At 63.6% G+C, this 24,855-nt stretch carries 26 protein-coding genes; 10 read left to right on the top strand and 16 right to left on the bottom strand.

The annotated features are described in order from the left end of the window. Positions 1–33 precede the first annotated feature (33 nt). Complete coding sequence (locus CAP37_RS07430; RefSeq protein WP_086123591.1) at positions 34–738, bottom strand: glutathione binding-like protein; 705 nt, start codon at positions 736–738, stop codon at positions 34–36. A gap of 76 nt (positions 739–814) precedes the next feature. On the opposite strand from CAP37_RS07430, the gene CAP37_RS07435 reads away from it, so the two are divergent. Beyond that, entirely contained in the window at positions 815–1,483 is a 669-nt protein-coding gene (locus CAP37_RS07435) for a hypothetical protein (RefSeq protein WP_143435899.1), read from the top strand. Positions 1,484–1,510: 27 nt separating this feature from the next. On the opposite strand, the gene CAP37_RS07440 is transcribed toward CAP37_RS07435, so the two are convergent. The 5 genes from CAP37_RS07440 to CAP37_RS07460 all read right to left on the bottom strand — a co-directional run bounded on the left by CAP37_RS07440 (position 1,511) and on the right by CAP37_RS07460 (position 7,085). Further along, on the bottom strand, positions 1,511–2,770 hold the full coding sequence (locus tag CAP37_RS07440) for an acyl-CoA dehydrogenase family protein (RefSeq protein ID WP_086123593.1): 1,260 nt from the start codon (positions 2,768–2,770) through the stop codon (positions 1,511–1,513). Positions 2,771–2,814: 44 nt separating this feature from the next. Continuing rightward, positions 2,815–3,900 (bottom strand): phosphotransferase family protein, encoded by a 1,086-nt coding sequence (locus tag CAP37_RS07445; RefSeq protein WP_086123594.1) that lies wholly within the window; start codon positions 3,898–3,900, stop codon positions 2,815–2,817. Positions 3,901–3,940: 40 nt separating this feature from the next. Further along, on the bottom strand, positions 3,941–4,660 hold the full coding sequence (locus CAP37_RS07450; protein WP_086123595.1) for a Crp/Fnr family transcriptional regulator: 720 nt from the start codon (positions 4,658–4,660) through the stop codon (positions 3,941–3,943). 97 nt (positions 4,661–4,757) lie between these two features. Then, positions 4,758–5,537, bottom strand: coding sequence for an oxepin-CoA hydrolase, alternative type (locus CAP37_RS07455; RefSeq protein WP_086123596.1), 780 nt, complete (start codon positions 5,535–5,537; stop codon positions 4,758–4,760). A gap of 27 nt (positions 5,538–5,564) precedes the next feature. Then, positions 5,565–7,085: a 3-hydroxyacyl-CoA dehydrogenase gene (locus tag CAP37_RS07460; RefSeq protein ID WP_086123597.1), complete on the bottom strand. Its 1,521-nt coding sequence runs from the start codon at positions 7,083–7,085 to the stop codon at positions 5,565–5,567. 191 nt (positions 7,086–7,276) lie between these two features. Between CAP37_RS07460 and CAP37_RS07465 the strand changes: the two genes are divergently transcribed. Next, positions 7,277–9,286, top strand: coding sequence for a hypothetical protein (locus CAP37_RS07465; RefSeq protein WP_086123598.1), 2,010 nt, complete (start codon positions 7,277–7,279; stop codon positions 9,284–9,286). Between the two features lie 10 nt (positions 9,287–9,296). Here CAP37_RS07465 and CAP37_RS07470 read toward each other — a convergent pair whose 3' ends face one another. From CAP37_RS07470 to lexA, 3 genes are all read right to left on the bottom strand, one after another. Beyond that, positions 9,297–10,304, bottom strand: coding sequence for a D-2-hydroxyacid dehydrogenase family protein (locus tag CAP37_RS07470; RefSeq protein WP_086123599.1), 1,008 nt, complete (start codon positions 10,302–10,304; stop codon positions 9,297–9,299). Positions 10,305–10,361: 57 nt separating this feature from the next. Beyond that, entirely contained in the window at positions 10,362–10,736 is a 375-nt protein-coding gene (locus CAP37_RS07475) for a hypothetical protein (protein WP_086123600.1), read from the bottom strand. Between the two features lie 138 nt (positions 10,737–10,874). Further along, a complete protein-coding gene (lexA, locus tag CAP37_RS07480; protein WP_373271059.1) occupies positions 10,875–11,561 on the bottom strand; it encodes a transcriptional repressor LexA in 687 nt (228 codons plus the stop codon). A 117-nt stretch (positions 11,562–11,678) separates the two neighbouring features. Here lexA and CAP37_RS07485 point away from each other — a divergent pair, with 117 nt between their 5' ends. The 3 genes from CAP37_RS07485 to CAP37_RS07495 are packed head-to-tail and all read left to right on the top strand — an operon-like array spanning position 11,679 to position 13,576. Beyond that, complete coding sequence (locus CAP37_RS07485) at positions 11,679–12,650, top strand: asparaginase (protein ID WP_256926905.1); 972 nt, start codon at positions 11,679–11,681, stop codon at positions 12,648–12,650. Positions 12,651–12,653: 3 nt separating this feature from the next. Beyond that, positions 12,654–13,073: a hypothetical protein gene (locus CAP37_RS07490; protein WP_086123601.1), complete on the top strand. Its 420-nt coding sequence runs from the start codon at positions 12,654–12,656 to the stop codon at positions 13,071–13,073. Positions 13,074–13,096: 23 nt separating this feature from the next. Beyond that, positions 13,097–13,576 carry a DUF6152 family protein gene (locus CAP37_RS07495; protein WP_086123602.1) on the top strand — a complete coding sequence of 160 codons (480 nt, stop codon included), beginning with the start codon at positions 13,097–13,099 and terminating at the stop codon, positions 13,574–13,576. A 4-nt stretch (positions 13,577–13,580) separates the two neighbouring features. Here the strand turns inward: CAP37_RS07495 and adk are convergent, their stop codons facing one another. The 6 genes from adk to CAP37_RS07525 form a co-directional block, all read right to left on the bottom strand. After that, the gene (gene adk, locus CAP37_RS07500) at positions 13,581–14,237 is read right to left on the bottom strand and encodes an adenylate kinase (RefSeq protein ID WP_086123603.1); all 657 of its coding nucleotides are present in this window, start codon (positions 14,235–14,237) and stop codon (positions 13,581–13,583) included. Between the two features lie 153 nt (positions 14,238–14,390). Continuing rightward, positions 14,391–15,188, bottom strand: coding sequence for a 3-deoxy-manno-octulosonate cytidylyltransferase (gene kdsB, locus CAP37_RS07505; protein WP_086123604.1), 798 nt, complete (start codon positions 15,186–15,188; stop codon positions 14,391–14,393). Beyond that, the gene (locus CAP37_RS07510; RefSeq protein WP_086123605.1) at positions 15,185–15,391 is read right to left on the bottom strand and encodes a Trm112 family protein; all 207 of its coding nucleotides are present in this window, start codon (positions 15,389–15,391) and stop codon (positions 15,185–15,187) included. The genes kdsB and CAP37_RS07510 overlap by 4 nt, the downstream gene beginning before the upstream one ends. Continuing rightward, positions 15,372–16,454 carry a tetraacyldisaccharide 4'-kinase gene (lpxK, locus tag CAP37_RS07515; RefSeq protein WP_086123606.1) on the bottom strand — a complete coding sequence of 361 codons (1,083 nt, stop codon included), beginning with the start codon at positions 16,452–16,454 and terminating at the stop codon, positions 15,372–15,374. Before lpxK ends, CAP37_RS07510 begins: the two co-directional genes overlap by 20 nt. Positions 16,455–16,482: 28 nt before the next feature. After that, positions 16,483–16,920: a biopolymer transporter ExbD gene (locus tag CAP37_RS07520; protein WP_086123607.1), complete on the bottom strand. Its 438-nt coding sequence runs from the start codon at positions 16,918–16,920 to the stop codon at positions 16,483–16,485. Beyond that, on the bottom strand, positions 16,917–17,564 hold the full coding sequence (locus CAP37_RS07525; protein ID WP_086123608.1) for a MotA/TolQ/ExbB proton channel family protein: 648 nt from the start codon (positions 17,562–17,564) through the stop codon (positions 16,917–16,919). The genes CAP37_RS07520 and CAP37_RS07525 overlap by 4 nt, the downstream gene beginning before the upstream one ends. A 365-nt stretch (positions 17,565–17,929) precedes the next feature. On the opposite strand from CAP37_RS07525, the gene xseA reads away from it, so the two are divergent. The 3 genes from xseA to CAP37_RS07540 all read left to right on the top strand — a co-directional run bounded on the left by xseA (position 17,930) and on the right by CAP37_RS07540 (position 22,399). Continuing rightward, complete coding sequence (xseA, locus tag CAP37_RS07530; RefSeq protein WP_256926906.1) at positions 17,930–19,210, top strand: exodeoxyribonuclease VII large subunit; 1,281 nt, start codon at positions 17,930–17,932, stop codon at positions 19,208–19,210. 131 nt (positions 19,211–19,341) lie between these two features. Continuing rightward, positions 19,342–19,923, top strand: a complete 582-nt coding sequence (locus CAP37_RS07535; RefSeq protein WP_086123610.1) for a superoxide dismutase — start codon at positions 19,342–19,344, stop codon at positions 19,921–19,923. A 238-nt stretch (positions 19,924–20,161) separates the two neighbouring features. Beyond that, positions 20,162–22,399, top strand: coding sequence for an NADP-dependent isocitrate dehydrogenase (locus tag CAP37_RS07540; protein WP_086123611.1), 2,238 nt, complete (start codon positions 20,162–20,164; stop codon positions 22,397–22,399). A 31-nt stretch (positions 22,400–22,430) separates the two neighbouring features. On the opposite strand, the gene CAP37_RS07545 is transcribed toward CAP37_RS07540, so the two are convergent. Further along, positions 22,431–22,883 (bottom strand): DUF192 domain-containing protein, encoded by a 453-nt coding sequence (locus tag CAP37_RS07545; RefSeq protein WP_256926907.1) that lies wholly within the window; start codon positions 22,881–22,883, stop codon positions 22,431–22,433. Between the two features lie 121 nt (positions 22,884–23,004). On the opposite strand from CAP37_RS07545, the gene icd reads away from it, so the two are divergent. Together icd and clpS are read left to right on the top strand one after the other, a co-directional pair. Next, entirely contained in the window at positions 23,005–24,258 is a 1,254-nt protein-coding gene (gene icd / locus CAP37_RS07550) for an NADP-dependent isocitrate dehydrogenase (protein ID WP_086123613.1), read from the top strand. A gap of 230 nt (positions 24,259–24,488) precedes the next feature. Continuing rightward, positions 24,489–24,845, top strand: coding sequence for an ATP-dependent Clp protease adapter ClpS (gene clpS / locus CAP37_RS07555; protein ID WP_179190159.1), 357 nt, complete (start codon positions 24,489–24,491; stop codon positions 24,843–24,845). Positions 24,846–24,855: the final 10 nt, after the last annotated feature.

Consider the following 24,855-nt stretch of genomic DNA (forward strand, 5'->3'; position numbering starts at 1 on the left):
TTGTACCTGCTGTCGAAGCCTTCTCCAGAAACCTCATCGCTTTTCGTATTGCGTCTTGCCAAACAGCACGTCGCGGGACTTGTCGTCGGTGAGCGGTTTGCGTGCATCGGCCAGCACCGCCACTCCACGCTGTACTGCGGGACGCGCGGCAATGGTGTCGAACCAGACCTTCAGCCTGGGGTGGTCTGCCCAGTCGATGCCCTGGTTCTGCCAACTCCGCAGCCACGGGAAGATGGCGATGTCGGCCACGCTGTACTGCTTGCCGGCGATGTACTCGTGGTGAGCCAGTTGCCGGTCCATCACGCCGTAAAGCCGTTTGGCTTCGTTGGTGTAGCGGTTGACGGCGTACTCGATCTTCTCGGGCGCGTACAGACGAAAGTGGTGTGCCTGTCCCAACATGGGGCCCACGCCACCCATCTGGAACATCAGCCACTCCAGCACCTTCCACTTCGCGCGGTCCGACTTCGGCAGAAACTTGCCGGTTTTGGCGGCGAGGTACAGCAGGATCGCGCCGGACTCGAACAGGCTGATGGGCTGGCCTCCCGGGCCTTGTGGATCCACTAGCGCGGGAATCTTGTTGTTGGGGCTGATCTTCAGGAAATCCTGCGCAAACTGGTCGCCCTGGCCGATGTTGATGGGGTGCACCTGCCAGTCGCGGCCAAGGCGCAGGCCGCATTCCTCCAGCATGATGTGGACCTTGTGTCCGTTGGGGGTGGGCCAAGAGTAAACGTCGATCATGGCAGAGCACTTTCTGTGAGCGGATGGGCGTTGGTTATGCTTGGAAAAAATTCACTCTACGGGAAAACACAAGTCCATGTTTGAGCGACTGGGAAAAGCGTTGACAGGCTTGCGGCCCTCTCCAGACCCATCCACCCCGCTGGCGGAGTGGGCCACTTCACAGGGACTGGCCTTCAAACGAATGTTTGGCGGGGCCTATGCCATGGCGGGGCAGTGGCAGGGCCAGAGTGTTCGCATCGAATGCGGAGCCCCGTCGCGGGCTTACCTTCAGGGCATGGAACTCATGGCGCGCGCCGATCTGGGGTTGGGTACAGCGAGCAGCGTGGTGGTGATGAACCGTGCGCTCAAGCGCGCACTGGAGCAGCAGGCCACCGCGCTGTATGCCAGCTACACCGACGATCTGCAGACCAGCGCGGCGATGCTTCCCGAAGAAATCCGGTGGCTGGCCATGTACCGCGACGCCGGTTGGGCCGGGCCGGAAGAGGCTTTCTGGGAGCGCTATGCCGTGCTGACGGACTCGACAGAGACCGCCAGAGCCTGGATCGACGAAAGCGCCGTGCAGCGACTCATGGACTGGCCGGGCGCGGCGGTTTCAGCGACCACCCCGGTGCTGTTCATGTTGCTGAGAGGCAAGACCTATTTGCGCTTGCAGATCGACCAGACGCGCGACGGGGCCACCGCTGTGCATGGGCTGGACCTGTTCCGCCACCTGGCCGAACAGGCCCGCTCGCTGCCCGTGTCCTGAGCGAAGCGAGCGGTTCAGAAGCCCGGTTCAGAAACCCCGCGTGATGGGCATCTCCACCTCGGTCTTCAACGCCATGTGGCGCGCCAGCTCGAGCTTGGCGATGGACTGGCGATGTACTTCGTCTGGGCCGTCGGCCAGGCGCAGCGTGCGCTGGCTGGCGTAAGCGTAGGCCAGCGGAAAGTCGCCGCTCACGCCACCACCGCCGTGCGCCTGAATGGCCATGTCAATGACATCGCAGGCCATGTTGGGCGCCACCACCTTGATCATGGCGATCTCCGCCTTGGCCACCTTGTTGCCCACCGTGTCCATCATGTATGCCGCTTTCAGCGTGAGCAGGCGCGCCATCTCGATGCGGCAACGTGCATCGGCGATGCGTTCGTGCCAGACCGATTGCGCTGAGACCGGTTTTCCAAAGGCTACTCTGCTGTTGAGCCGTTGGCACATGAGTTCCATGGCGCGCTCGGCGGCACCGATGGAGCGCATGCAGTGGTGAATGCGGCCCGGGCCAAGACGGCCCTGGGCAATCTCGAAGCCACGGCCTTCGCCCAGAAGCAGGTTCTCGACCGGAACACGTACGTTCTCCAGCAAGACTTCCATGTGGCCGTGCGGCGCATCGTCGTAGCCAAACACGGTGAGTGGTCGCAGCACGCTGATGCCTTTGGCGTTCGAGGGCACCACGATCATGGATTGCTGCGAATGGCGCGGTGCCTCCGGGTTCGTCTTTCCCATCACGATGTACACAGCACAGCGTGGATCGCCCGCCCCGGAAGACCACCACTTGCGGCCGTTGATCACGTACTCGTTGCCGTCGCGCTCAATGCGGCACTGGATGTTGGTCGCGTCCGACGAGGCCACTTCGGGCTCGGTCATGAGGAAGGCCGACCGGATTTCGCCGCGCAAGAGCGGCTCCAGCCATTCGTCCTTCAGGGGCTCGCTGGCGTACCGCTCCAAAGTCTCCATGTTGCCGGTGTCGGGCGCGGAGCAATTGAACACCTCGGCGGCAAACGGCACGCGACCCATGATCTCGCACATGGGCGCGTATTCAAGGTTGGACAGCCCCTGCGGCGCGCGCGGGCTGCGCGGCAGAAACAGGTTCCATAAACCGGCGGCCAGCGCCTTGGGCTTGAGCTCCTCGATGATCGCGGTGGGTACCCAGGCGTTGCCCTTCGCTCGATTGGCCGAGATTTCCTCGAAAAAGCGCGCTTCATTGGGGTAGATGTGCTGGTCCATGAAAGCAAGCAGGCGTTCGCGCATGTCCTTCACTTTGTCGGTGTAGTCGAAGTTCATCTTGTCTCCTGTGGGGTAGTGCTTGGATGCATGGGAAAAAGGGGTCAGCCAGCGCTGGCGAATCGCCAGGCCAGCTCGGCCATGGGCCGCGCGCCAGCAGCCGAGCTGACGGCCTGGGCGCTGGATGCGGTGCCGGCTTCCACCCGCTTGGCAATGCCTTGCAGGATGGCCGCCAGGCGGAACATGTTGTAGGCGAGGTAAAAATTCCAGTCGGCCTTGAGCTGTTCGGGTTTTGCAAAGCCGGTGCGCTCGCAGTACAGCGCGATGTAGTCGGCTTCGGACGGGATGCCCAGCGACTTCAGGTCCAGGCCGCCAATGCCGCGAAACGCACCCGGCGGAATGTGCCAGGACATGCAGTGGTAACTGAAGTCGGCGAGCGGGTGGCCCAGCGTCGAGAGCTCCCAGTCGAGCACGGCGAGCACGCGCGGCTCGGCAGGAAGGAACATCAGGTTGTCGAGGCGAAAGTCGCCGTGCACGACCGACAGCAGTGACTCGTCGCGTGCCATGGAAGGCACGTTTTGGGGCAACCATTCCATCAGCCGGTCCATGGCATCGATCGGTTGCGTCACCGAGGCCTGGTACTGCTTGCTCCAGCGTCCGATCTGGCGCTCGAAGTAGTTGCCTGGTTTGCCGTAGCCGTCCAGGCCGATCTCCAGCGGCTTCACGTTGTGCAACGCGGCGATCACGCGGTTCATCTCGTCGTAGATGGCGCCGCGCTGAGAAGGCGTCATGCCAGGCAGCGACTGGTCCCACAGCACGCGACCGTCCACGCACTCCATGATGTAGAAGGCGCGACCGATCACCGACTCGTCCTCGCAAAGAGCGTGCATGCGGGCCACAGGCACCCCGGTACCGTGCAGCGCACTCATCACGCGGAATTCGCGCTCGATGGCATGGGCCGACGGCAGCAGCTTTGCCACGGGTCCGGGCTTGGCGCGCATCACAAAAGCGCGTTGCGGCGTGACCAGCTTGTAGGTGGGGTTGGACTGCCCACCCTTGAACATTTCTACGGTGAGCGGCCCCGCGAAGTCCGGCACGCTGGATGCCATCCAGGCGGCCAGGGCGGCTTCGTCAAACGCATGCTGCCCGGCAACGGGCCTGGTGCCAGTGAAGTTCTGGTGGTCTGTCATGCAGCTCGAGCCCGAAGTGAGGTGATGGGCCAGGTGCTGTTCAGGATTCCGACTCGGCGATGCGCATGAGCATGTCGCGGTTGCGCACCACCAGACCACCTTGTTCGATGCGGATCGCTTCTTCGCGCTCCATGGATTTGAGTTCCTGGTTCACGCGCTGCCGCGAAGCGCCAAGCAGTTGCGCCAGTTCTTCCTGAGCCAGTTGCAGGCCGATGCGCATTTCGCTGCCGTCCGACAAGCAGGGCACGCCGTAACTGCGCACGAGGTGAAGCAACTGCTTGGCGAGCCGGGCTCGAAGGGGCAGGGTATTGAGGTCTTCCACCAGGCCGAACAGCGTGCGAATGCGTCGCGCCTGAAGGCGCATGAGCGCTTCGTAGAGCTCCACATGCATGCTCAGGATTTTCTGGAAATCGGTCCTGGCCACGCACAACATGGTGGTGGGTCCATGCGCATAGGCATCGTGGGTGCGCTGGTCGCCGTCGAACATTGCCACGTCGCCGAACCACACACCAGGCTCCACATACGTCAGGGTGATCTGTTTGCCCGAAAGCGATGTGGAGCTCACGCGCACCGCGCCCTTGGCCACCGCAGACCACTCGGAGGGCGGATCGCCTCGGGCGACGATGAGATCGCCGTCCTTGAATCGCTTGACGTAGGCGCATCGGAGTATGTCGTGACGCAGGGAAGGAGAAAGGCTGGTGAACCAGCGACCGTTGTTGATCGCCTCGCGTTCTTCCATTGTCAGAATCGGTTCGTCCATGGGCTGTCTTTTGAGTGACTGGAAAGGCGATCATTGTCGCCACAGGGACGTGGCGAGGGATCAGGGTATGCGCGCAGGGAGGGAGTGGGCGCGCCGCTCAGCGGTAGCTGGCGGGGCGTTTTTCCATGAAGGCGCTGATGCCTTCGCCGGCGTTGCCGTGGTGAAGGCATCGCACGAAATGATCGCGCTCGGCGGCGAGCTGGGCATGCAAGGCTTGCGTGGAGGCCTCGTTGGCGAGTTCCTTGATGCTGGACAACGCGTTGGGTGCCCTGGCGTTGAGCCGCTCGCTCAGCGCCAGCGCATCGGCCAGGGCCTCGCCAGGCGCGCTCACCTGGTTGATCACACCCAGCTGATGCAACCGCTCGGCGCCGATGCGGTCGCCGCACATCAACAGTTGCAGTGCGGTGGCGCGGGGGAGGGCGCGCGTCAGGCTCCAGGTGGCACCTCCATCGGGTGAAAGGCCCACATTGCTGTACGCCATCACGAACACGCTGTTTTGCGCTGCCACCACCATGTCGCAAGCCAGCACCAGTGAAAAGCCTGCACCAGCGCAGGAGCCTTCAACCGCCGCCAGCACTGGCTTGGGAAAGGCGCGGATGGTCTCTACCCAGTTGTGCAGGCCTTCGATGCTCTGTGCCTGCACCTCCGGGGGTTGCTGACGGTTGGCCAGCAGCCGCTGCAGGTTGCCACCAGCGCAAAAGTGGCTGCCTTCTCCAGTGATCACGACGCTGCGCACTTCGTCGCTGCTCTCTGCCACGTTCAGCGCCTCCACACCGGCGGCGTACATGTCCGGGCTCAGGGCGTTGCGGTTCTCGGGGTTGCTGATGGTCAGCACCATGGTCTGTCCATGGCTGTGGCTCTTGAGGCTGGCGGTCATTGGGGCGTTTCCTGTGGGGTGGCCGGGTCAGGCTTCAGTGTGGGTGAGGCTCAGGCCCAGCGCACCGCGCCGGCGCAGCCAGGGCGAGGGACGGTAGCGAGGATCGCCGTAGACCGTCTGCAGGTTGAACAGGATTTCCAGCACGTTCGTTGGTCCGATGCGGTCGCCCATGGCCAGTGGCCCGGCAGGGTAGCCCAGGCCGAGCGTGACCGCCACGTCCAGGTCTGCCGGGGAGCAGATGCCTTGCTGGCACATGTCAGCCGCAATGTTGACAATGGTGGCGACCACGCGCTGCGTGACGAAACCGCCGCTGTCGCGGATCACGCTCACCGGCTTGCCGTCGCGTGCGAACAGGGCGTGGGCGGCATCGCGCATGTCGGGTCGCGTGGCGGGGTTGGTGGCCAGCACGCGTCGGCGCGTTGAGGCGTCTTCCAGCATCAGGTCGATGCCCACGGTGCGCGTGGCATCCAGGCGCTCCACCGCAGCGAGTGTGGTCACGTCCAGGCCAAGAGGTGCCACGAGGATCAGTGCGCTGGCCGAAGGAACGGCGGCGGTTTCGATGCTCGCGCCAAGGTTCTTGAGCAGCTGGTAGAGCTCCTGGCGCCGAGCCGCCTTGGGTGACACCCACACCGGTGGCAGATCGGACACATCGGGTGTGGCGGGTTCGGCGGCCAGGCGGGCCACGCCTTTGTCGTAGGTGTAGAAGCCTTCGCCGACCTTTTTGCCGACCACACCGCCGGCCAGACGCTGCGCCGTGATGACGCTGGGGCGGTAGCGCGGCTCCTCGAAGTACTGGTGGTAGATGGACTCCATCACCGGGTGCGAGACGTCGAGCGCGGTCAGGTCCATCAGCTCGAACGGACCGAGGCGAAATCCCATCTGGTCCTTGAGGATGCGGTCAATCGTGGCGAAATCGGCCACTTGCTCACCCACCACGCGCAGCGCCTCGGTGCCATAGCCGCGCCCCGCGTGGTTGACGATGAACCCGGGCGTGTCCTGCGCTGCCACCGGCGTGTGACCGAACTGGCGCGTGTAGTCGGTGAGGCGCTGGCACACCTCAGCGCTGGTTTTCAGGCCGGCAATAACCTCGACCACCCGCATCAGCGGCACAGGATTGAAAAAGTGGTAGCCCGCGAGCTGTGCCGGTCGTTTGAGCGCAGCTGCAATGGCGGTGACGGAGAGCGAAGAGGTGTTGGTCGCCAGCACCGCATCGGGCTGCACGATGCCCTCCAGGTCGGCAAACAAACGCTGCTTCACGTCCAGCCGCTCCACCACCGCTTCAATCACCAGGTGGCACGGCGCCAGGTCGGTCAATGCCTGGGCGAGTTGAATGCGTTCCAGACACGCCTGCATGGTCGCGGCATCCATCCGGTTCTTTTCCACCAGAGTCTTCCAGGTGGTTTCCAGCGCGTCCCTGGCGGCCTGAGCGGCGCCGGGCTGCACGTCGAAAAGCCAGACCTGGCTGCCGGCTTGTGCCGCCATCTGGGCAATGCCGCGGCCCATGGCGCCCGTGCCAACGACGCCCGCCGAGGGAAAAATGGGTTGCATAAAGTGTGTTGTATTTGGAATGAGGGGCCCGGCAGCTATGACAAAATGACCAAACGAAAGAACGAAGGACATCCAACGTGCGCCAGACATGGACAGCCTGTATTTTGCTATCAACTGCCATGGGCAGTTCGGCAGTGACCTTGGGAAGGCACAGTGGCGCAGCCCTCATTGGTCAACCACTTGATGTCCGGGTGCAGCTTCTGGTCGGGCCCGACGAAGACGCCGCCAACCAGTGCGTGAACACCGACGTGTTCTACGGCGATGCCCAGGTATCGGCGGGCGCCGTTCGAAGCACGCCTCAAAAGTCGGCCGGGGCCGATGCGCAGGCCACCGTGCGCATCCAGGCGGCGCTTCCTGTAAACGAGCCCATCGTCACGCTCTATGTGCGGGCGGGCTGCAGCAATCCCTTCACCCGCCGCTATGTGCTGCTGGCCGATCTGTCTTCGGAGCCTGCGGCGGCCAGTGCTCCCGCACCTGCTGCCTCCCCCGCGCGTCCTCCCGCCGTCGATGCCTTGCCGTCGCAGCGCGCCACCACCTCGTCTTCGGCAGGCGCTGTGCCTGCGCCGGCAACTTCGTCGCGGGCAGCTACTGCCACAACGGCCCAGGCCAGTGCCCGACCCGCGCCCGCCGCCAGACCACCCAGCGTGGTGCGCCGCGCGCCAGCCCCGGTGGCCGCGCCCCGGCTGCAGCTCGATCCCGTCGACCTGGATCCGGGCATCGAGCGCGATCCCACGCTCAAGCTCTCACCGCTGATGCTCAGCGAACCCGGAACTTCCGAAGAAGCTCGCGCTGCGGCTGCCGAGCGCTGGAAGGCCATCAACGCCACACCCGAGGACATTCTGCGTGATGCCCGGAAGCTGAGCACCCTGGAGGCCGAGGCCGCCGAGTTGCGCGGTGCGCAAACCCGGGATCAGGCCAGTCTCTCCGAACTCAGGTCCCAACTCAATCAGGCGCGGGACGAGCGCTACAGCAACCCGCTCGTCCATGCGCTGGCTGGGCTTCTACTGCTCATGCTGCTGCTGCTTGCGTTCGTGTGGCGTCGCAAGGCCAGAGCGCCAGGTGGCGAGGCATCGCGCGCCTGGTGGTCTTCCCATCCTGACGACAAGTCGGCCGCCGACAAACTCGGCGAACCCGTGACGCGCAAGACTCCGACGCCTGCCGCGGTGGACAACGTCGACAAGGATATTGATTTCAATCTGGGCGACGACTCCTCTTTCGACTTGCTCAACCCGCCCAACTCGCCCAAGACCGGGTCGGGGCGCAGTGGCCGCCCCCCCCTGGCCGCCGAACCGGCACCGGCCCTGCCCACGCGCGACAAGCGCGAGTTTTCTTCCAGCGCCATTGGTGGCTCTCGCTCCATTGCCACCGAAGAACTGTTTGACATTCAGCAGCAGGCCGATTTCTTTGTCTCGCTGGGCGAGGATGGACAGGCCATTCAGGTGCTGCGCAACCACCTTGCTGAAAGCCACGAGCCCAGTGCGCTGGCGTACCTCGATTTGTTCAAGCTTTACCACCGGCTCGGACGGCGCCACGACTACGACCAGTTGCGCGACGAATTCAATCAGGTGTTCAACGCCGGCGCGCCGCCCTTCGATCACTACACCGACGCCGGGCGCGGGCTGGAAGCCTACGAAACAGCCTTCAGCCGAATCCAGTCTCTGTGGCCGGAGCCACGCGTGCTCGACCTGATCGAGCAGTCGATCTTCCGCGATGCGTCCGACGACGAAGTGGAGGTTTTCGATCTGGAGGCTTACCGCGAACTCTTGCTCCTGCACGCAATGGCCAAGGACCTGATCAAGCGCGACGGCTCCCAGGCAGTGGGGAACAGCGAGTTTCACCACACGGCCGTGCAACCCCTCAAGGCGGCCGGGCGGCTGCTCGATGGCTCGCCGATCGCCGAGAGAGGAGGGTCCCAAGATGGTCGAGAGCGAAACACCCAGCCCATGGGTCTGGACACCATGAGCCCGGCGTCATCTCGGCTCGGGCTTGACGTGAACCTTGACGACCTGTCCGAATTTTCGGCGTTTGAAGCATCGCTGCCCGAGGTGGACGTGGCCGTCGAGCAAACTGCCAGGCCGGCTGAAAGCGAACAGCCCGGCCAGATTGGTGACAACCTCATCGATTTTGAGGTTCAGGACTTCATGCCCCCCGAGAGCGACGGCGCCGGCGCGCGGGACGCTGGTCCCGACAAGAAGGCATGAGCGGCCAGTATCAGCGTCGGACCTGCAGCGCGCCGGGGTTGACGATGTTGGTCGGCGTGCCCTTGATGAAGTTGACGACGTTGTCGAACGCGGCCGCGAAATACATCTCGTAGCTGTCCTGCTCCACATAACCAATGTGGGGCGTGCAGATGCAATTCTCCAGACGAAGCAAGGCGTGTCCCTGCAAGATGGGCTCTGACTCGAAAACATCCACAGCGGCCATGCCAGGGTGACCACGGTTGAGCGCAGCGATCAAGGCCTCAGGCTCGATCAGTTCCGCTCGCGAGGTGTTCACCAGCAGGGAGCTGGTTTTCATTCGCGCAAGGTCTTCCGCCTTCACGCAACCCGCGCTTTTTTCGCTCAGGCGAAGGTGCAGAGAGAGCACGTCGGCTTCCTCGAACAAGGCTGCTTTGCTCTCGATCGTTTCGTGGCCATCGGCCCTGGCGCGCGCCCGGGCGTCCTCGCTGCCCCACACCACCACGCGCATGCCAAAAGCCCGGCCGTAGCCAGCCACCAGCTGGCCGATGCGGCCGTAGCTCCAGATGCCGAGGGTTTTGCCACGCAGCACCATGCCCAGCCCGAAGTTGGCGGGCATGGCCGCCGCCTTGAGCCCGGCCTGCTGCCAGGCACCGTGCTTCAGGTGCGACACGTACTGCGGAATGCGGCGCATAGCGGCCAGCACAAGGCCCCAGGTGAGTTCCGCCGTGGATACCGGTGAACCGACCCCCTCCGCCACCGCAATGCCACGCTCGGTGCAGGCGGCCACATCAAGGTGGCTGCCTACGCGCCCGGTCTGGGCAATCAACTTGAGTCGCGGCAGCTTTTCAATGAGCTGCCGCGTGACCTGAGTGCGTTCGCGAATGAGGACCAGCACGTCGGCATCCCGCAGCCGTATGGACAGTTGTCCCACGCCCTTGACGGTGTTGGTGAACACCTTGGCGGGATAGGGCTCCAGTTTCTCGGCGCATCGCAGCTTGCGCACCGCATCTTGATAGTCATCAAGGATCACAATATTCATGTCCCTATTGTGCCCTCACCACCATCCCGGTCGCCCCGCCACGCAGGCGCGAGATGCTCACGCTGCCCGCGCTGAGCTGTGTTTTTCCTGATCCGCAAGCCGATCGAGTTCGGCGCAAACATCGTTGATGCGGCCCGAGATGACCAGGCGCACGCCGAGCGACGGTGATGGCCGCGGATCTGTTGCTCGCAACACCCGGACGCGGCATGCGCCTGTGTTTTCAGACCGCCTGATCGGCGTGGTATGCGCCCCCTGGTGCGCGGGTACGCTGGCTGGCCGGCCGAGCCACCCGGCACGGGCGAATCGTTGGACCACGCGGCTGGCCAGCGGCTCATTGGCCGCTGGCGCCAGGCGTTTTGGGGCGGCCGGAAGCCAGCAGTCGATGAGCTGCAGCGGTGCGCGCCAGGTGTTGGTGCTGAAGAGGATTCCCATGCGAAACTCCTTGGTGGGGGTTGAACACAGGCAGGATTGCTGGAAAGCCGCCAACGCAGGGATGTGTCCTGTGCGAACCGCAGAAGCCCGCTGGACCAAACGCCCGCCACCTGCTGAGGCGACAAAGACCGGGTGCGGTCAGAGCTGGAAGCTGTTGCGGATGAGGCCCACGGCCAGGCCTTCTATCTCGAACGCCTCGCCCGGTTCGACGATGATGGTTTTGTAGTCGGGGTTCTCTGCGTGCAGCTCGATCAGGTGCTGGCGCCGCATGAAGCGCTTGACGGTGACGTCGTCGCCGAGGCGCGCCACCACGATCTGGCCGTTCTTCGCTTCCTTGGTGGCCTGCACGGCGAGCAGGTCGCCATCCATGATGCCGGCGTCCCGCATGGACATGCCTCGCACCTTGAGGAGGTAGTCCGGTGCTCGCTGGAACAGGCTGCGTTCGACGTGGTAAGTCTGGTCCACATGCTCCTGCGCGAGGATGGGGGAGCCTGCTGCCACGCGCCCGATCAGGGGCAGCATGAGCTGGGAGAAACCAGCGAGCGGCAGTGTAAGCTGGCGAGACCGTGAGTCGTTGATGGAGCGAAGGTCTTCACTGCGCAGCCGGATGCCGCGAGATGTGCCGCTGACGAGTTCGATGACGCCTTTGCGGGCCAGTGCCTGGAGATGTTCCTCCGCGGCGTTGGCCGACTTGAATCCCAGCTCGCTGGCGATCTCGGCCCGCGTGGGCGGCGCGCCAGAGCGGGAGATGGCCGTCTGGATCAATTCCAGGATTTGCTGCTGCCGGGCGGTGAGCTTGGGGGCGGATGCGGGCATGTCGGACATGGGAACCTCGTCGGGAACATGGGGACAGGAGTTGAACAAGTTGGGACGGGTTTTCGTACCCATACCTGTTTTCTTATCCAGTGGCTGTATTTTTAACCAGTTTCGGAGAGTTGGCAAGTGGTGCGATCAAATCAGGCCCTTCGTTTGGTGCTGCTGGGTACGGGCGGGACCATCGCCGGGCGCGCCGCGCAGTCGGCTGACAACGTGGGTTACGTGGCGGGCCAGGTGAGCGCGGCGGAGCTGGTGGCTGCGGTGCCCGTGCTCGGCGGCATGCCGCTTGAGGTAGAGCAGATTGCCCAGATCGACAGCAAGGACATGGCGTTGTCCGTGTGGCAATCTCTCGCGAGCCGTATTGCGGCGCATCTGGAGCGGCAAGAGGTCCAGGCGGTGATCGTGACCCACGGCACCGACACCATCGAGGAAACCGCCTTTCTGCTGCACCGGGTGCTGCGGCCCACCCGGCCCGTGGTTCTCACCTGCGCAACGCGACCTGCCACCGCCCTCATGTCCGATGGCCCTCAGAATCTCAGCGATGCCGTGGCGGTGGCCCGCCATGCGGGAACAGAGGGCGTGGTGGTGGTGTGCGCCGGGCAGGTGCACGGCGCCCGCGACGTCGCCAAGGTCCACACGTACCGGCTGGACGCGTTCGATTCCGGCGATGCCGGAGCCCTGGCTTGCGTCGAGGAAGGACAGGTGCGCGAATTTCGGAGCTGGGATGGTTGCCGTGAAGACCGGCCGTTTGATCCCAGAGCGCTGGCACACCTCATGGCGGTCAGCGAACTTCCACGCGTTGAACTGGTGACGAGCCACGCTGATTCGGACGGCAGCATCGTCAGGGGATTGCTTGCATTCCCTGGCGAACGGCCTTTGCGCGGCATCGTGGTTGCAGGCACAGGCAACGGCACGGTGCACCAGGCCTTGGCGGCCGCCCTCACCGAAGCCGAGGCGCAGGGCGTTCGCGTGAGATTGACCAGCCGCTGCGCTGGAGGCCGGGTGGTGCCCCATGCTGGTCTGGCCTTTGAAGACGCCGGGGGTCTGTCCCCGGTCAAGGCGCGCCTGTCGCTCGCGCTGGACCTGCTGGAGGGTTGATCCTTGCTGGCCGCGCTCGGCGCTCATCCGTGGGCCTATCCCATGCTGGAGGTGGTGCACCTGCTGGGCGTGGCGTTGTTGCTGGGCAACCTGGTGTTGCTGGAGCTTCGCGTTTTTGGCTGGGGCGCGGCGCTGCCCGTTGAGCCCCTGGCACGGTTGAGCCTGGGTCTTGCGGTTTGCGGCTTCGCGCTGGCTGCGGTTTCTGGGCTGCTGATGTTTGGTACTCAACCAGGGGAACTGTTGGCCAACCGCGTGTTCACAGCCAAGATGGCGTTGATCATGCTGGCTGGCTGCAACGCCGGCTGGTTTCACGCGCGCAGGTCGCTGCAGTTGCAGGATGGTGCGGCCCGGGCATTGATGACGCTGTCCACCGTGTTGTGGTTGCTGGTTCTCACCTGCGGCCGCTGGATCGGCTACGTGTAGTTTGAAATCTGAAGGAGACGCACATGCAAAGACGGGAATTGGTGCAGGCTGGCGCGTTGCTTGGTCTGTCGGGCTGGGGCTCCGGCGCTCTGGCACACCACGGCTGGAGCAGCTTCGATCAAGACCGCCCCGTCTACCTGGAAGGGAAGGCCGTGGACGTGAAATGGCGGAACCCGCACGCCGAATTGATTCTGGAAGTGTCTGAAGGCCTGAGCCTGCCCGCCGATCTCGCGCGGCGCGCTTTGCCGGCGCAGACCGCCGGCATAGACGGGCCGGCGTTGTTGGCCAAGACCGTGGTGCCCACTCGCCGTGACAAGCGCTGGGAGATCGAGCTGGCGCCGCTTTTTCGCATGGGCCAGTGGCAGGTACCAGAGATCAAGAACGGCACGCCGATGGCCGTTGTGGGCTTCACGTTCAAGGAAGAGAAAGGCGAGGCAATTGTGCGCGCCGAATACATCTTCCTCGACGGCAAGACCTACGGGCTGCGATCCAGCCCGACTTGAGGTCTTACTTTGAAAGCGCCTCGAAGGCGCGCGCGGTGATTTCGTCCACCGAGCCCATTCCGCTGATGGCACGGTACTTCGGCGCGCTGGCCGGATCGATGCGCGCCCAGCTGCTGTAGTACTCCACCAGCGGGCGGGTCTGTGCGCTGTAGACCTCCAGGCGCTTTTTCACGGTTTCTTCTTTGTCGTCGTCGCGCTGGATGAGCGGTTCGCCCGTCACATCGTCCCTGGCTTCCACTTTAGGCGGATTGAATTTGACGTGATAGGTGCGGCCAGACGCGGGGTGCGAGCGGCGCCCGCTCATGCGCTCCACGATGGCGTCAAAGGGCACGTCGATCTCCAGCACGTAGTCCAGCTTCACGCCGGCGGACTTCATGGCATCGGCCTGCGGGATGGTGCGGGGGAAACCATCGAACAGAAAACCATTGGCGCAGTCGGGCTGAGCGATGCGTTCCTTGACGAGGTTGATGATGAGGTCGTCGCTGACCAGGCCACCGGATTCCATGACCGCTTTGGCTTGCAGTCCCAGCGGCGTTCCTGCCTTCACGGCGGCGCGCAGCATGTCGCCGGTGGAGATCTGGGGAATGCCGTATTTCTGGCAGATGAACGTGGCTTGCGTGCCCTTGCCGGCCCCAGGCGCACCCAACAGAATCAGTCTCATCGTTTTCCTTGTTCAGAGTTTCAATGGCATGGCCGCTGGCCGCCAGCGGCACGCCCGGGCCTGGGACCCGGGGCAACCGTTCGAGGATAGCACGGGCATTCCCGCATCCGGCTTACAGCAGCTGGAGCCGGTGAGTCCCGAAAGAGGGTGTTTTCAGCTAGCTCGGAGCAGTGCCCGCACCCGCTCGAGGTCGGCCGGCGTGTCCACGCCAGGGCCGGGTGACAAATCGGTGATGTGCACCGCGATGCGATGGCCGTGCCAGAGCACGCGCAGTTGCTCCAGCGACTCGGTGGCCTCTAACGGCGCGGGCTCCAGTCGCGGGAACTGGCGCAGGAAATCGACGCGGTAGCCGTAGATGCCGATGTGACGCAGTGGCACGGGGGAGGGGAGAGCGGCCAGGGCCTCGCCCGAATTCAGCGACCCCATGCCGTCGCGCCACCAGGGAATCGGAGCGCGGCTGAAATACAGCGCGGTGCCGATCCGGTCGACCACCACTTTCACGACGTTGGGGTTGAGGAACTCGTCTGTCCCGCCGATCGCGTGGGCCGCCGTGCTCATCACGCAGTCGGTGCGGCGAACCAGTTCTGCGGCCACTGCGTCGATCAGGGCAGGCTCCATGAGCGGTTCGTCGCCTTGCACGTTCACCACCACTTCTGCGCTGCCCAGGCCAAGCAGGTCGCAGGCTTCGGCAAGCCGGTCGCTGCCCGAGGCGTGATCGACGCGGGTGAGCACGGCCTCCACGCCGTGCAACTCGCAGGCCTGCACGATTCGCAAATCGTCAGCCGCCACCACGCAGCGCCGTGCAGCGCTTTGCTGCGCACGCCGGGCCACGCGCACCACCATGGGCAGGCCGCCGATGTCGGCCAGGGGTTTGTCGGGCAGGCGGCTGGAGGCCAGGCGCGCCGGGATCAACACGGTGAAGCCGGCATCGGCCACGGCCGAGAGCGTCATCCCAGTGGCGCGGGTGCTGAAGGTCGCGCCGCTTCCTCTTCCGTCAGGGTGCGCGCCTCGTGTTCGAGCAGGATGGGGATGCCGTCCCGGACCGGGTAGGCCAGGCGGGCGCTGCGGGAGAGCAGCTCCTGCTTTTCGCGGTCGAAGATCAGCGGACCCTTTGTCACGGGGCACACCAGCAGTTCAAGCAGTTTCGTGTCCATGGCGGGATGATAGTCGCGCAAGGCTCGCATCGACGCATTCAAAGAACGCAGCTTCCGGTACCAGTTCGAGTGGAACCGCCCAGGCTTCAGGCGATCGGTCGGCCGGCATCATGGGGAACAGCTTGACGGCGTCCTTCTCGGTGCAGATCAGAGGGTGGCGAGCGCCACTGATCACATCGGCGTAGTCTGCGGCGTCTGCATGGTCCGGCAGGCTTACGCAGCTTGCGAGCGTGAAACCGCTCTCGCGCAGCATCTCGAAAAAAACCTCGGGGCGCGCGATACCTGCAACGGCGATCACCGGTTGTTGCTGCAGTTGTGCCAGTGGCTGGCTTTGGCCGTCGGGGCCAATGGCGCGGGACGCCAGCCGACGCACCGCGTGGAACTCGGGCATGCCTTTCGGCGGAGGCAAGGCAACTTCGACGGCTCCCATTCGCCCTTGTCGCAGCACCATATCGGGCCTTCCAGCCGCCATTGCGGCAAATGGCCAGGGTTCACGCAGCAATCCGGCCGGCAGCACCCAGCCGTTGCCCACCCCGCGATCGTCGAACACGGCCACCGTCAAGTCGCGTCCCAGTGCGAGATGCTGCATCCCGTCGTCGCACACCAGCAGGTCCACTTCGGGGTGTCTGGCCAGGAGCGCAAGCGCCGCATCCACGCGGCCACGCGCCACGCAGACCGGCACACCCGTGCGCTGGCGAATGAGCAGCGGCTCGTCACCCACGTGCTGCGCTGCGGTGTCTGTTTCAACATGAACAAGGCCCTCACCCCGCCGCCCGTGCCCACGCGAGATCACGCCCGGGTGCCAGCCTCGGGCCTGCAGGTGTGCCACCAGGGCCAGCGTGGCGGGCGTCTTGCCAGCGCCACCTACCACCACGTTGCCGACCACGATCACGGGCACCGGCGGCTTGTGAGTGGCAAAGATGCCCAGTGCATACAGCGCTCGGCGCGTTTCGATGAGGACGAGGTAGAGGACAGACAGTGGCCACAGCAGGCAGGCCAGCCATCCACGGCGTTGCGCGCCTTCCAGCCAGGCTTTCTGCCAGTGCCCGATGCCTTCACTCATGGCTGGCGCCGGGCTCGCCGGACTCGAATCAGGGTTTGCCGCGGGCTGCGGATGCGCCCGACTGCTGCGTGGCAAACGTGATCTGCACGAGGCCGGCGCGGCGCGCGGCGTCCATCACGTTGATGACCGACTGGTGGGTAGCGGCCGCATCGGCGCTGATGACAATGACCGTGTCACGGCTGTCTTGCGCGGCCAGCGAAAGCACCCGGGTCAGGGCGTCGACGCCCACGCCTTCAAGCACCTGCCGGTTGATGGAGTAGCGCCCATCGGCACCCACCGCCACCACCACCTCGCGAGGGTTTTGCTTGGGCGCCTGCGCATCGGCCACCGGCAGGTTTACCTGGAGTTCGGTGAATTTGCTGTACGTGGTGGTCAGCATCAGAAAGATCAGCACCACCAGCAGGATGTCGATGAACGGGATCAGGTTGATCTCCGGTTCATCCCGCGTGCCCGGCCGGAAGTTCATAGGGGCGTCCTGCGCAGGCTCAGCAGGTGGCGAGTGAAGCGCTCGGCAGCGATCTCCATGCCCAGCAAATAGTCGTCCACTCGCGCTCGGAAGTAACGCCAGAAGATCAAGGCCGGGATGGCCACAATCAGGCCGAATGCCGTGTTGTAGAGGGCGATCGAAATGCCATGCGCAAGCTGGCCCGGGTTGCCCATACCCGGCACCGCGCCCGATACATCGGTGGCCTGTGAGCCGAAGATCTCGATCATGCCAATGACCGTGCCCAGAAGGCCCAGCAGAGGCGCGGCTGAAGCGATGGTGGCCAGTGCGCCCAGGTAGCGTTGCAGCTTGGCTGCTGCCTGGCGGCCAGCGCCCTCCAGGCTGGCGCGCAAGTCGTCCTCGCTGGCGCGAGGGTTGCTGTTGAAGGTGCGAAAGCCACTGGCCAGCACCGACCCGAGCACAGAATTCTGTTCAAGCTGGGTCACCACATCGGGGCCGGGGATGCCATTGCGCGAGACCATGATGGCCTCGTCGAGCAATTTGGGCGGCATGATCTTGCTGGATTTCAGGCTGATGAATCGCTCGATGACCAGGGCCAGACCCAGCACAGAACAGATGATCAGAGGCCAGATTGGCCAACCGGCGGCTTGTATGATGGAAAACAAAACGGGGCTCCAGTCGACGGCCGCCCGAAGGGGTGGCCCGGTACGGTCGGATGATTATGTCTCAGCACCTGTGGCTTCCTTTGATGGTCATCCCCTCGCAAGCACCGGATGTCGGGCCGCGTCCACATGCCGCCGTCCTGCCCACACTTCGTGCACAGATTCTGTGGATAACTTTGTGAAGAACACCGCTGGATTCGGTCCCGAGCCTGCAACTGGCGCGGTCTGCGACGGAACGATGACAAAACAGGCAGGCCAAAAGACTTTGAAATCAACACACTTGACGCGACGCCGCAGAACGCCTGTGGGCAAACCCTTGACCGCCAGCAATGGTGCGGCTTGTGGACACATTTGCAAGGGAAAGCTCCGTGGCTGAAGCATTTTCCGACGAGGATGCCCCTGCAGCGCGGCGTGTGTGGGCAGTTGGCCCGCTGATGCGAGCGGTGGCGGACACCTTGTCTGCGCGCTTCAATCCCGTGGCGGTGCAGGGCGAGCTTTCCGGCTTCTCGCGCGCCGCCAGCGGGCATTGCTACTTTTCACTCAAGGACGACAGCGGACAGGTCCGCTGTGCCATGTTTCGGCGAGCCGCCGACCAGCTCGACTTCGTGCCAAAGGACGGGCAGCTCGTGGAGGCGCGCGGCAAGCTCGACGTTTACGGGCCTCGTGGCGATCTGCAGCTGATTGTGGAAAGCCTCAAGACCGGCGGACAAGGCGCGCTTTTCGAGCAGTTCCTGAAGCTCAAGGCACAGCTCGGTGCCGAAGGCCTTTTCGAGGCCTCGCGAAAGAGGCCGCTGCCTGCGCAGCCGAGTGGCATTGGCGTGGTCACTTCCCTGGGCGCCGCCGCGCTGCGCGACGTGGTCACAGCGCTCAGGCGCCGTGTGCCCCACATCCCGGTCGTGATTTATCCCGCCGCCGTGCAGGGCAATCTGGCACCGGGCGAGCTGTGCGCTGCGCTGCGCACCGCTTACGCGCGCGCTGAATGCGATGTGCTCCTGCTCGTGCGCGGCGGAGGTTCGCTCGAAGACCTCTGGTCTTTCAACGATCCCGAGCTGGTTCGTACCATCGCCCGATCGCCGATGCCGGTGGTCTGTGGGGTGGGCCACGAGACCGACTTCACGCTGGCAGACTTTGTGGCCGACCTGCGCGCGCCCACCCCCACTGCCGCCGCCGAGCTCTGCGCTCCAGCCCGGGAGCAGCGCATGGGGGAGCTGGAATACCTGCAAGAGCGGCTGAGCAGCACCTCGCTCGGCATCGTGGACCAGCACGGCCAGCGGCTGGACAGGCTGGCACAGCGGCTGGGCCGCCCCTCGACCCGCCTGCACACCAGCCAGCAGCAACTCACCCGCCTGCAGCACCGCTTGCACAGTGGCGTGCTGCTTGCGACTCAACAGCAACGCAACCACCTCCAGAGCCTGCGGACGGCCTTGCCGTTGGCGGTTCAACGTGCCTTGGAGCGCCAGCAGATCCGTCTTCGTCGTGGCGAGGAAGCATTGGGCATGCTGGACCCGCGCCTTGTCTTGCAGCGAGGCTACGCCTTCCTGTCGAACGACGAGGGACAGGCGCTCACGAGCACTGCCCAAGCCTCACCAGGACAAGCCGTGCGTGCCACCCTTGCCGACGGTGAACTCGGTCTTCACGTCGACGGCTGAGGTTGCGCGCGGGGCGAAAAACCATGCTCGTCTTGCCGGTAGTGGCCATGCCTACAATGCATCGCTGTTGACCTGCTGCTTCTTTGCGCGGCAGCCAGGCACGTGTCATTACTCCAACACAAGAGGACCCCATGGAACACACCCTGCCCGCATTGCCCTACGACCTGGACGCACTGGCCCCGCACTACAGCCGGGAGACCCTGGAGTTTCACCACGGCAAGCACCACAACGCCTACGTGGTGAACCTCAACAACCTGCAGAAGGGCACCGAGTTTGAAAGCCTGGACCTTGAGTCCATCGTGAAGAAGTCCAGCGGCGGTATCTACAACAATGCAGCCCAGATCTGGAACCACACCTTCTTCTGGAACTGCATGAAGCCCAGCGGCGGCGGCGAGCCGTCCGGCAAACTGGCCGAAGCCATCACCGCGAAGTGGGGCAGCTACGCCGCGTTCAAGGAAGCCTTCGTCAAGTCGGCCGTAGGGAACTTCGGTTCTGGCTGGACATGGCTGGTGAAGAAGGCCGACGGCACCGTCGATATCGTGAACATGGGCGCTGCCGGCACCCCGCTGACCACTGGCGACAAGGCCTTGCTGACCGTGGATGTCTGGGAGCACGCCTACTACATCGACTACCGCAACATGCGTCCGAAGTTTGTCGAGACCTATCTGGACAAGCTGGTGAACTGGTCTTTTGCTGAAAAGAATTTCGGCTGAGCCAGCGTGTGATGCACAAGCAGGGCTCGAAGGGCAACCTTCGGGCCCTTTTTGTTGTTCGGGCTCGAAAAATAATGCAGTTTTTCAAGCCGCCTTTCTGCATTGTGGGAATGGTGTTCCAAAATGGGCGCTTCGGTCAGACCTGTGAAAGCAAAATCACGGACGGTCCCATCCTTGTGCACGGACAACCCGGCCGGACAGCCCGGCGGCATACCCCAACAATCTCTGGAGATACGCAATGAGCAGCCAGCAACCCACCATCATTTACACCCTCACGGACGAAGCTCCCCTGCTGGCCACGAGTGCGTTCCTGCCCATCATCCGCACCTTCACGGCGCCGGCTGGCGTGAATGTGGCCACCAGCGACATCTCCGTGGCCGCCCGCGTGCTGGCCGCCTTCCCCGAATGCCTGACCGAAGCCCAGCGAGTGCCGGACTACCTGGCAGAACTGGGCAAGCTCACGCTGAAGCCGGAAGCCAACATCATCAAGCTGCCCAACATCAGCGCGTCGGTTTCGCAGTTGATGGCCTGTATCAAGGAACTGCAAGCCAAGGGTTACAAGATTCCTGACTACCCGGAGAGCCCGAAGACGGACGAGGAGAAGGACATCCGTGCGCGCTACTCCCGATGCACGGGCAGTGCGGTCAACCCGGTGCTGCGGGAAGGCAATTCCGATCGCCGTGCCCCCAGGGCCGTGAAGGAATATGCGCGCAAGAACCCTCACAGCATGGGCGAATGGAGCCAGGCTTCGCGCTCGCACGTGTCCCACATGCACGCCGGCGACTTCTACCACGGCGAGAAGTCCATGACCCTCGACAAGGCGCGCGACGTGAAGATGGAGCTGATCACCACGAGTGGCAAGACCATCGTCCTCAAATCCAAGGTGTCGCTGCTGGATCGCGAAATCGTCGACTCCATGTACATGAGCAAGAAGGCGTTGCTGGCGTTCTACGAGAAGGAGATCGACGACGCCCACAAGACCGGCGTGATGTTCTCGCTGCACGTGAAGGCGACCATGATGAAGGTGTCACACCCCATTGTGTTCGGTCACTGCGTCAAGATTTTCTACAAGGACGCCTTCGCCAAGCACGGCAAACTCTTCGACGAACTGGGTGTCAACGTCAACAACGGCATGGTTGATCTTTACAACAAGATCGCCACGCTCCCGCAAAGCAAGCAGGACGAGATCAAGCGCGACCTGCACGCCTGCCACGAAGGCCGCCCCGAGCTCGCGATGGTCGATTCCGCCAAGGGCATCACCAATTTCCACTCGCCCAACGACGTGATCGTGGACGCTTCCATGCCCGCCATGATCCGCAACAGCGGCAAGATGTGGGGCGCCGACGGCCGCCTGAAGGACGTGAAGGCTGTGATGCCGGAATCGACTTTTGCCCGCATCTACCAGGAGATCATCAACTTCTGCAAGTGGCACGGCGCGTTTGACCCCAAGACCATGGGCACGGTGCCCAATGTGGGCTTGATGGCCCAGCAGGCCGAGGAATACGGCTCGCACGACAAGACCTTCGAGATTCCGGAAGACGGCGTGGCCAACATCACAGACCTGGCCACCGGCGAAGTGCTGATGAGCCAGAACGTGGAGCAGGGCGATATCTGGCGCATGTGCCAGGTCAAGGACGCCGCCATTCGTGACTGGGTCAAGCTCGCAGTGAACCGCGCACGCAACTCGGGCATGCCCGTGGTGTTCTGGCTTGACCAGTACCGCCCGCATGAGGCGCAGCTCATCACCAAGGTCAAGATGTACCTGCACGAGCACAACACCGCCGGGCTGGACATTCAGATCATGAGCCAGGTGCGTGCCATGCGTTACACCCTGGAGCGCGTGATTCGCGGCCTGGACACCATCAGCGCCACAGGCAACATCCTGCGCGATTACCTCACCGACCTGTTCCCGATCATGGAACTCGGAACCTCGGCCAAGATGCTTTCCATCGTGCCGCTGATGGCCGGTGGCGGCATGTACGAGACGGGCGCCGGCGGATCGGCTCCCAAGCATGTGCAGCAACTGGTGGAAGAGAACCACCTGCGCTGGGATTCGCTGGGCGAGTTCCTGGCGCTGGCGGTATCGCTGGAAGACCTCGGCCTGAAAACCGGCAATGCGCAGGCCAAGATTCTGGCGCGCACACTGGATGCAGCCACCGGCAAGCTGCTGGACAACAACAAGAATCCATCACCCAAGACCGGTCAGCTGGACAACCGGGGCAGCCAGTTTTATCTCGCGCTGTATTGGGCAGAAGAGCTGGCGGCTCAGACCGAGGACGCGGCCCTGGCTGCAAAGTTTGCCCCGCTCGCCAAACAGCTTGCGGAGGGTGAGAAGGCCATCGTTGCCGAGCTGGCTGCGGTGCAGGGCAAAGCCGTGGACATCGGCGGCTACTACAAGCCCGATTTCGACAAGCTCGAAACCATCATGCGGCCCAGCAAAACCTTCAATGCCGCCCTGGCATCCTTGAAGGCCTGAAGTGTCTCGGGGGGCCGTGGGAGACCACGGCCTACCGGGTAAACGGAGCGCCTGACAACTTCGAACCCGCCTTGAGCCCGCGTTTGGCGAACCAGCCCTGGTGCATTTCCAGCACGTAGCGCACCGGCTTCGCCGAGCAGTGGGAATCCAGACTCTGCGGCTGCATGTCTGCCAGGTTGACGATGGTGCCGTCTTCCTCGACGAAGGCGGCGGTGAGTGGCAGAAAAGTGTTCTTCATCCAGAAGCACTGGACCGCAGGCTGCTCGAAAACGAACAACATGCCTTCATTGGCGGGCATTTCTTTCCTGAACATGAGGCCAATGGCGCGCTGCTCCGGCGTGGACACCACCTGAGCGCTGATCAGGAACATGCCGGCGGACAAGCTTGCCCTGGGCAATTGCAACTGCGGCGATTCTGCTTGTGACCAGGCCGGTCCGGCAAGGAGAAAGAGCAGGCAGAACAGTTGGGTGAACAGGCGTTTCATAGGGAGCAGAGGGGTGGTTCGCTTCACGGCCGCATTGTGCGTCATTGGCTTTACCAGCCGGTCGCCGAACTAAAATTTCCCTTTTGGCCCCACGCGATCAACCCACGGAGCTTTCCGATCCATGTACCAGCACATCCAGCTTCCCACACAGGGCCAGAAGATCACCGTCAATGCCGACATGTCTCTCAACGTGCCCGACGAACCGATCGTGCCTTTCATTGAAGGCGATGGGACTGGCCTGGACATCACGCCGGTGATGTTGAAAGTGGTGGATGCGGCCGTGGCAAAAGCCTATGCCGGCAAGCGCAAGATTCACTGGATGGAGGTGTACGCGGGTGAAAAATCGACCAGGGTCTACGGTCCCGACGTGTGGCTTCCCGAAGAGACCCTGGCGGCGTTGCGCGAGTACGTGGTGTCCATCAAAGGGCCGCTGACCACCCCGGTGGGTGGCGGCATCCGTTCTCTCAATGTGGCTTTGCGCCAGGAGCTCGATCTCTACGTCTGCCTGCGTCCGGTTCAGTATTTCAAGGGCGTACCGTCGCCGTTGAAAGAACCCGAAAAGACCAACATGGTGATCTTCCGCGAGAACTCGGAGGACATTTACGCGGGCATTGAGTACGAGGCCGAGTCGGAAAAGGCGAAAAAATTGATCAAGTTCCTGACGGAAGAGATGGGCGTGACCAAGATCCGCTTCCCGAACACGTCGGGCATCGGCATCAAGCCGGTCTCTCGCGAGGGCACGGAGCGACTGATGCGAAAGGCCGTTCAGTACGCCATTGACAACGACAAGCCCAACGTCACCATCGTGCACAAGGGCAACATCATGAAGTACACGGAAGGCGGATTCCGGGATTGGGCCTATGCGCTTTCCCAGAGGGAGTTCGGCGCTCAGCCCATCGATGGCGGCCCCTGGTGCCGGTTCAAGAACCCTCGGACAGGCCGGGACATCATCATCAAGGACAGCATCGCCGACGCTTTCCTGCAGCAGATCCTGCTTCGCCCGGCCGAGTATTCCGTGGTGGCCACGCTCAACCTCAATGGCGACTACATCTCCGACGCCCTGGCCGCCCAGGTGGGGGGCATCGGTATTGCGCCGGGCGCCAACCTGTCGGACACCGTGGCGTGTTTCGAGGCCACGCACGGTACGGCACCCAAGTACGCCGGCAAAGACTATGTGAACCCGGGCTCGGAGATCCTTTCCGCGGAGATGATGCTCCGCCACATGGGCTGGAAGGAGGCCGCCGACCTGATCATCAGTTCGCTGGAAAAGGCCATTCTCAGCAAGAGGGTTACATACGACTTTGCCCGGTTGATGGATGGCGCTACCCAGGTCAGCTGCTCGGGTTTTGGCGAGGTGATGATCGAGCACATGTAAAGCTGGGCAGACGGCTCACCCGACGGCGTCCGCGCTGGCCCGCGAACAAGCGTTCGATTGCCACCTTTCTTCACGGTTTTCCTGCTGCCTTTGGATTCACAATGAGGCATGGACGATCGCGCCGCTGTCACTGCTCCACGGAGTCCGGGTCCAGCCATATCATGCCCGATCCGGGCATTCCTATTCCCGCACGTCGCGGCGGACGCAGGCGCGCCGCTAGAATCATTTTCATGGCCACCCAGAACCCGAAAAAACCACCCAACCCCGCCGCCCCGCCCAGTGTTGGGAGCGACGATGCGGTGGTGCTTGAGCGTCGCACCCAGCGCACCCAACCTCCCCAGATGTTCCAGGTGGTGTTGCTCAACGACGACTTCACGCCCATGGAGTTCGTGGTTCACGTCATCCAGGAATACTTCAGCAAGGATCGCGAGACCGCCACCCAGATCATGCTCAAGATCCATCTGGAGGGCAAAGGCATCTGTGGCGTCTACTCCCGAGACGTGGCAAGCACCAAAGTGGACCAGGTCCTCCAGGCCGCCCGCGCGGCCGGGCACCCTTTGCAGTGCATGAGCGAGCCGGTTGAATAAACCTGAACCC

It is taken from the genome of Hydrogenophaga sp. IBVHS1 (genome assembly GCF_002127265.1).
Classification (GTDB): Bacteria; Pseudomonadota; Gammaproteobacteria; order Burkholderiales; family Burkholderiaceae_C; genus Hydrogenophaga.

Bases quoted from the DNA above. Each gene is read 5' to 3' on its own strand.
- CAP37_RS07430 (WP_086123591.1), bottom strand. From the start codon at position 738: ATGATCGACGTTTACTCTTGGCCCACCCCCAACGGACACAAGGTCCAC.
- CAP37_RS07435 (WP_143435899.1), top strand. From the start codon at position 815: ATGTTTGAGCGACTGGGAAAAGCGTTGACAGGCTTGCGGCCCTCTCCA.
- CAP37_RS07440 (WP_086123593.1), bottom strand. From the start codon at position 2,770: ATGAACTTCGACTACACCGACAAAGTGAAGGACATGCGCGAACGCCTG.
- CAP37_RS07445 (WP_086123594.1), bottom strand. From the start codon at position 3,900: ATGACAGACCACCAGAACTTCACTGGCACCAGGCCCGTTGCCGGGCAG.
- CAP37_RS07450 (WP_086123595.1), bottom strand. From the start codon at position 4,660: ATGGACGAACCGATTCTGACAATGGAAGAACGCGAGGCGATCAACAAC.
- CAP37_RS07455 (WP_086123596.1), bottom strand. From the start codon at position 5,537: ATGACCGCCAGCCTCAAGAGCCACAGCCATGGACAGACCATGGTGCTG.
- CAP37_RS07460 (WP_086123597.1), bottom strand. From the start codon at position 7,085: ATGCAACCCATTTTTCCCTCGGCGGGCGTCGTTGGCACGGGCGCCATG.
- CAP37_RS07470 (WP_086123599.1), bottom strand. From the start codon at position 10,304: ATGAATATTGTGATCCTTGATGACTATCAAGATGCGGTGCGCAAGCTG.
- CAP37_RS07475 (WP_086123600.1), bottom strand. From the start codon at position 10,736: ATGGGAATCCTCTTCAGCACCAACACCTGGCGCGCACCGCTGCAGCTC.
- lexA (WP_373271059.1), bottom strand. From the start codon at position 11,561: ATGTCCGACATGCCCGCATCCGCCCCCAAGCTCACCGCCCGGCAGCAG.
- CAP37_RS07495 (WP_086123602.1), top strand. From the start codon at position 13,097: ATGCAAAGACGGGAATTGGTGCAGGCTGGCGCGTTGCTTGGTCTGTCG.
- adk (WP_086123603.1), bottom strand. From the start codon at position 14,237: ATGAGACTGATTCTGTTGGGTGCGCCTGGGGCCGGCAAGGGCACGCAA.
- kdsB (WP_086123604.1), bottom strand. From the start codon at position 15,188: ATGACGCTCTCGGCCGTGGCCGATGCCGGCTTCACCGTGTTGATCCCG.
- CAP37_RS07510 (WP_086123605.1), bottom strand. From the start codon at position 15,391: ATGGACACGAAACTGCTTGAACTGCTGGTGTGCCCCGTGACAAAGGGT.
- lpxK (WP_086123606.1), bottom strand. From the start codon at position 16,454: ATGAGTGAAGGCATCGGGCACTGGCAGAAAGCCTGGCTGGAAGGCGCG.
- CAP37_RS07520 (WP_086123607.1), bottom strand. From the start codon at position 16,920: ATGAACTTCCGGCCGGGCACGCGGGATGAACCGGAGATCAACCTGATC.
- CAP37_RS07535 (WP_086123610.1), top strand. From the start codon at position 19,342: ATGGAACACACCCTGCCCGCATTGCCCTACGACCTGGACGCACTGGCC.
- CAP37_RS07540 (WP_086123611.1), top strand. From the start codon at position 20,162: ATGAGCAGCCAGCAACCCACCATCATTTACACCCTCACGGACGAAGCT.
- CAP37_RS07545 (WP_256926907.1), bottom strand. From the start codon at position 22,883: ATGAAACGCCTGTTCACCCAACTGTTCTGCCTGCTCTTTCTCCTTGCC.
- icd (WP_086123613.1), top strand. From the start codon at position 23,005: ATGTACCAGCACATCCAGCTTCCCACACAGGGCCAGAAGATCACCGTC.
- clpS (WP_179190159.1), top strand. From the start codon at position 24,489: ATGGCCACCCAGAACCCGAAAAAACCACCCAACCCCGCCGCCCCGCCC.